The organism is Monashia sp. HAY1-5C (assembly GCF_056755255.1).
The window spans coordinates 1-5175 of sequence record NZ_JBPGXG010000211.1 but is presented as its reverse complement, the minus strand read 5'-3'; the positions used below and the strand labels follow the sequence as shown (position 1 = coordinate 5175).

Annotated in this window: 5 protein-coding genes; 3 read left to right on the top strand and 2 right to left on the bottom strand. The window is 72.2% G+C overall.

Annotated elements, in window-relative coordinates; genetic code table 11:
* Together ACR9ZK_RS20715 and ACR9ZK_RS20710 are read left to right on the top strand one after the other, a co-directional pair.
* Positions 1–660 (top strand): PfkB family carbohydrate kinase (locus ACR9ZK_RS20715; protein ID WP_481343853.1); only part of this gene is annotated, 660 nt, incomplete at its 5' end.
* Positions 647–1264 (top strand): bifunctional 4-hydroxy-2-oxoglutarate aldolase/2-dehydro-3-deoxy-phosphogluconate aldolase, encoded by a 618-nt coding sequence (locus tag ACR9ZK_RS20710; RefSeq protein ID WP_481343852.1) that lies wholly within the window; start codon positions 647–649, stop codon positions 1262–1264. The genes ACR9ZK_RS20715 and ACR9ZK_RS20710, both read left to right, overlap by 14 nt.
* Positions 1265–1347: 83 nt before the next feature.
* On the opposite strand, the gene ACR9ZK_RS20705 is transcribed toward ACR9ZK_RS20710, so the two are convergent.
* Together ACR9ZK_RS20705 and ACR9ZK_RS20700 are read right to left on the bottom strand one after the other, a co-directional pair.
* Positions 1348–2385, bottom strand: coding sequence for an alcohol dehydrogenase catalytic domain-containing protein (locus ACR9ZK_RS20705; RefSeq protein WP_481343851.1), 1038 nt, complete (start codon positions 2383–2385; stop codon positions 1348–1350).
* Positions 2386–2472: 87 nt separating this feature from the next.
* On the bottom strand, positions 2473–3495 hold the full coding sequence (locus ACR9ZK_RS20700) for a LacI family DNA-binding transcriptional regulator (RefSeq protein ID WP_481343850.1): 1023 nt from the start codon (positions 3493–3495) through the stop codon (positions 2473–2475).
* A gap of 172 nt (positions 3496–3667) precedes the next feature.
* Between ACR9ZK_RS20700 and ACR9ZK_RS20695 the strand changes: the two genes are divergently transcribed.
* Positions 3668–4984, top strand: coding sequence for an ABC transporter substrate-binding protein (locus tag ACR9ZK_RS20695; protein WP_481343849.1), 1317 nt, complete (start codon positions 3668–3670; stop codon positions 4982–4984).
* The last annotated feature ends 191 nt before the right edge of the window (positions 4985–5175 follow it).

The window sequence follows — 5175 nt, the reverse complement described above, 5'->3', positions numbered from 1 at the left end:
GTCAAGGACCTCACGGGGACGGTGACGACCATGCGGTACTACCGGAGCGCGTCCGCGGCCACGACCTACCGGCGCGTGCCCGCGCCGGCCCTCCACGGCGTGGAGCACGTGCACCTGTCCGGCATCACCCCCGCGCTGTCGGCGGACTGCCTGGCGCTCGTGCAGGACCTCCTCGGGGCGCACCGGGTGCACACGTCGTTCGACGTCAACTACCGCCCGGCGCTGTGGGATCCGGTCACCGCGGGCGACGTCCTCATGGCTCTCGCCCAGGAGGCGGACACCGTGTTCGTGGGGCTCGACGAGGCCGCCGAGATCTGGGGGTGTGCGAACGCCGGCGAGGTGCGCCGGGTGCTGCCCGCACCTGCAGAGCTCGTCGTCAAGGACGGCCCCCACGAGGCGGTCGCCTTCGTGGGGTCGCAGGTCGTCTCGGTCCCGGCCCCCCGGGTCGAGGTGGTCGAGCCGGTCGGCGCCGGAGACGCCTTCGCGGCCGGCTACCTGGCCGCCCGCAGCCTGGACCGGGAGCCGGAGGCCGCGCTGCGATGGGGCCACGGCCTGGCCGGCGCGGTGCTGCAGCAGCTCGGTGACCACGGCATCCACGTCGGGCGCGAGCAGCTGGCGGCCATGGCGGAGGAAGGAGCGACGACCCATGGAACGCGATGAGCAGGAAGCGGTGCACGTCGAGGAGCGCTTCGCCGAGAAGGTGGCTCACGCGCGGGTCATCCCGGTGCTGCGCACGTCGACCGCTGCCGAGGCGGTCGACGCCGCCGCACGGTGCGTCGACGCGGGGCTCACCATGGTCGAGCTGACGGCCACCACCGCGGGCTGGCCGACAGCACTGGGCGAGGTGCGGGCGGCCCATCCGCAGCTGATGGTGGGCCTCGGCACGGTGCTGCGAGCCGACCAGGCACGGACCGCCGTCGAGTCGGGCGCCGACTTCCTCGTCTCTCCCTGCCCGGCCCCGGCCGTGCGTGCGGAGCTCGCCGGACGTGTCCCCTTCATGGAGGGCGGCATGACGGTGGGGGAGGTCCTGGCCTCGGCCGGCCACGGCGGCGTGGCCAAGCTCTTCCCGGCTCACGTCGGCGGCATCGGCTTCCTGCGCTCCCTGCTGGCGATCTGCCCCGGGGCACGCGTGGTGCCCACCGGCGGCATCCCCCTCGCCGACGTGCCGACGTGGCTGGCCGCAGGAGCGACGGCCGTCGGCGTCGGCAGGGACCTGTTCCAGACCCGCGACCCGGTCGACACGCTGCGGCGGATCCTCGCGTAGGCGTCACGCTCGTTGCCGGCCCGAGCCGCCGCAGTGCACCGCAGTGCCCCAGGCGCTCCGTGGCACGCGTCGGCCCGGTGGGGTCAGCGGCTGGGGTCGATCATCGTCATGCCGGCGACGGTCGCCTGGTCGAACCCGGGGAGCATGGCGGCGGCCTCCTCCAGCCCGACGGTCCGTTCGACCAGACGCTGCGGTTGGAGCAGACCGCGTTCGACGAGCTCGATCATGCCCGGGTAGTCGGCGGCGGCCATGCCGTGGCTGCCGAGCAGGTCGAGCTCCCAGCCGATGACCCGCGCCATCGGGACGCGCGGGTGACCGTCGACAGGGGGCAGCAGGCCCACCTGGACGTGACGGCCCCGGCGCCGCAGGCTGAGGACGGCGTCGGCGCAGGTCTGCTCGCTGCCGACCGCGTCCACCGCGACGTGGCTGCCGCCCCCGGTGAGCTCGGCGACGGCAGCCGGGACGTCCGTGCCGTCGGCGAGCAGCGTCACCTCGGCGCCGAGCGCCGAGGCGACGGCGAGGGCTTCCGGGTTGCGGTCGACCGCGACCACGCGTGCGCCGAGCGCCCGCGCGATCATCACCGTGCTGAGCCCGACGCCGCCCGAACCGACCACCGTGACCCACTCGCCCTCCGCGAGCCGCGCGCGGCCGGAGAGCGCCCGGTAGGCCGTGGCGAAACGGCAACCGAGGCTCGCGGCGGCCGCGAAGCCGACGCTCCCGGGGATACCCACGAGGTTGGTGTCGGCCGCGTGGAGCGCGACGTACTCGGCGAACGAGCCCCAGTGCGTGAAGCCGGGCTGCTCCTGGAAAGGGCACACCTGGGCCTGCCCCGAACGGCACCACTCGCACCTGCCGCAGCCGCACACGAACGGGACGGTGACCCGGTCGCCGACCGCCCAGCGCTCGACGCCGCGGCCGACCTCGGTGACGACGCCGGCGAGCTCGTGACCCGGCACGTGCGGGAAGTCGATGTCGTCGTGCCCGGCCCAGGCGTGCCAGTCGCTGCGGCACAGGCCGGTCGCCACGACCCTGACGACGACGCCGGCCGCCGGCGCGGTCGGCTCGGGGACCTCCCGGACCTCGGGCCGGGCTCGGACAGAATCGAGGACCATCGCGCGCACCGGGTCATCATGGCAGCCGCCCGCGCCCGGCGGTCTGCCGTCCCGCGGTGGCGTTCGGTGGCGTTCAGGGCCGCCGGGTCGAAGGCGTCAGTCGCCGGTGGCCGCCGCCCGGTACGGCTCGGCAGCGCTGCCGCGGACCTCGAGGTGCGGCGGGAGGAGCTCCTGGCCACCTGCCTGGCCGGCGAGCTGCCGCAGCGCGAGCTCGACGGCTCGGCGACCCACCTCGGCGGCCGGGATGGACACCGCGTCGAGCGGCACGGACTGCGTCTCGGCGATGTCGTCGGGGCACAGGGCGACGATCGACATGTGCTCCGGGACGTCCCGGCCGCGCGCCCTGAGCGTCGTGATCAGTGCCGGCAGCGACGCCTCGTTGTGCACGACGAGGCCGGTGACCGCGGGCTCGTCACGCAACAGCGCGTCGACCTGGGCCTCCACTTCGTGGTGTCCCACGCTGAGGGCGTGCACGGAGGCGCGCACCCCCGCCTCCGCAGCAGCGGCCTCGAAGCCGGCCCGGAAGCGCAACGCGTAGCTCGTTCCCCGTTCGTAGACCGCGGGGGTCGCTCCCAGGAGGGCGATGTCGCGGTGGCCGAGTCCCACGAGCCGCTCGACGCACGACCGGGCCGCCGCGGCGAAGTCGAGGTCGACGCAGCTGAAGTCGCCGGGCGTCTCGGGCACCCCGATGAGGACGACGGGGAAACCGGCGTCGTGCAGGGTCGCCAGCCGTGGCTCGTGGGCCTCGACGTCCATGACGATGAGCGCGTCCGCCATCGAGCCCTGCACGATCCGGTCCAGCGACTCGGGGCCCTCGTCCTTGATGACGAGCAGCACGTCGTAGTCGCGGACCCGGCACTCCAGGGCGATGGCCGCGACGAACTGCATGATCACCGGCACGTTGATGTCGGTCCGCAGTGGTGCCGCGACCGCGACGATGTTCGTGCTCGCGCTCGCCAGGGCCCGGGCGCCGGCATTGGGCCGGTAGCCGAGTCGCGCGATACCGGCCTCGACGCGGGCGCGCGTCTCGGCAGAGATGGCGCGCTTGCCGCTGAGCACGTAGGAGACGGTGCTCGGCGCCACCCCGGCCTCGCGGGCGACGTCGGCGATGGTGGGCATGCGATCACCATAGGCGAGGGTCCGGCCGTTCAACGCCACCTCCGACTCATCCGTCCGCGGCCCGGTGGCCGTGTCTCGCGACAATTTGTTTTTTCCTCAAACTATTGACTGAGCGGGCTCGCGACTGGCACAGTCGAAGCGCTTCGACACTGTACCTGACCAAGGAGCGACAATGAGGTTTCCCCTTCACCGCGCAGCTCTGGCCGCCGTGGCCGCAGCGGCCCTCGCCCTCGGCGCCTGCAGCGGCGGCGAGTCGCCGGGAGCGGGTGCCGACGACACGGCGGCCACGACCCTGCGCCTGTGGCACTACGAGAGCGCGAACGGCGCCATGGGTGTGGCCTGGGACAAGGCCATCGAGATCTTCAAGAAGGAGCACCCCGGTGTGAAGGTCGAGTTCGAGCGCAAGGCGTTCGAGCAGATCCAGCAGAACGCCGGCATGATCCTCAACTCCGAAGCCGGTCCCGACATCATGGAGTACAACAAGGGCAACGCCACCGCCGGCCTGCTCGCCTCCCAGGGTCTGCTCACCGACCTGACTGCCGAGGCGCAGAAGCGCGGGTGGGACAAGAAGCTGAGCCCGAGCCTGCAGACCACGGCCAAGTACGACGAGAAGGGCGTCATGGGCGGCAACGCCTGGTACGGCGTGCCGAACTACGGCGAGTACGTCATGGTCTACTACAACAAGGACCTCTTCACGAAGAACGGCGTCAAGCTGCCGACGACCTTCGCCGAGCTCGAGTCCGCGCTGGCAGCCTTCAAGGCCAAGGGGATCGCCGGCCTCGGCATGGCCGGCGCCGAGTACCCCGCGGGCCAGCTCTACTACCAGCTCGCCCTCTCCAAGGCCGACCGGAGCTTCGTCGACGACTACCAGCTGTACAAGGGACCCGTCGACTTCCACGCCGACCCGCTGAAGTACGGCGCCGACACCTTCGACGCCTGGGTCAAGAAGGGCTACATCGCCAGGAACACGGCCAGCGCCAAGGCCGAGGACATGGGCACGGCCTTCATCGCCGGCAAGACGCCGATGATCGTCTCGGGCTCCTGGTGGTTCGGCCGGTTCGCCGACGAGATCAAGGGGTTCGACTGGGGCACGATGCTCTTCCCGGGCAACAAGCTCGACGCCGGCTCCTCGGGCAACCTCTGGGTCGTGCCGGAGAACTCCAAGGCGAAGTCCCTCGCCTACGACTTCATCGACATCACGCTCCGCCCCGAGGTCCAGGACCTGCTCGGCCAGAAGGGTGGCCTGCCGGTGGCGGGGGACCCGTCGAAGATCACCGACGAGCGCACCCGCAAGATGACGGAGGACTTCGCGACCCTGCTCGACCAGGACGGTCTCGCCTTCTACCCCGACTGGCCGGTCCCGGGCTACTACGACGTGCTCGTGGCCAAGCTCCAGGGGCTCATCAACCAGTCCGCGCAGCCGAGCGAGGTCCTCGACGAGCTCGCCAAGCCGTACGCCGACGGCATCAAGGAGATCCAGGCCAAGTAGCCGGGAACCGGCCACGCGGGGTGGGGCGGCCCGCCGCCCCACCCCGAACGGAGGAATCATGTCGAGCGCCACGCTCAGCCACGCCGACGACGCGTCGGTCCCGACCGACCGGCTCCCGAGGAGCCGACGCCGGGAGGCGTCCTACTGGACGTACTTCGTCCCGGGAGCGGTCCTGTTCACCGCCGTCATCG

Bases quoted from the DNA above. Each gene is read 5' to 3' on its own strand.
- ACR9ZK_RS20710 (WP_481343852.1), top strand. From the start codon at position 647: ATGGAACGCGATGAGCAGGAAGCGGTGCACGTCGAGGAGCGCTTCGCC.
- ACR9ZK_RS20700 (WP_481343850.1), bottom strand. From the start codon at position 3,495: ATGCCCACCATCGCCGACGTCGCCCGCGAGGCCGGGGTGGCGCCGAGC.
- ACR9ZK_RS20695 (WP_481343849.1), top strand. From the start codon at position 3,668: ATGAGGTTTCCCCTTCACCGCGCAGCTCTGGCCGCCGTGGCCGCAGCG.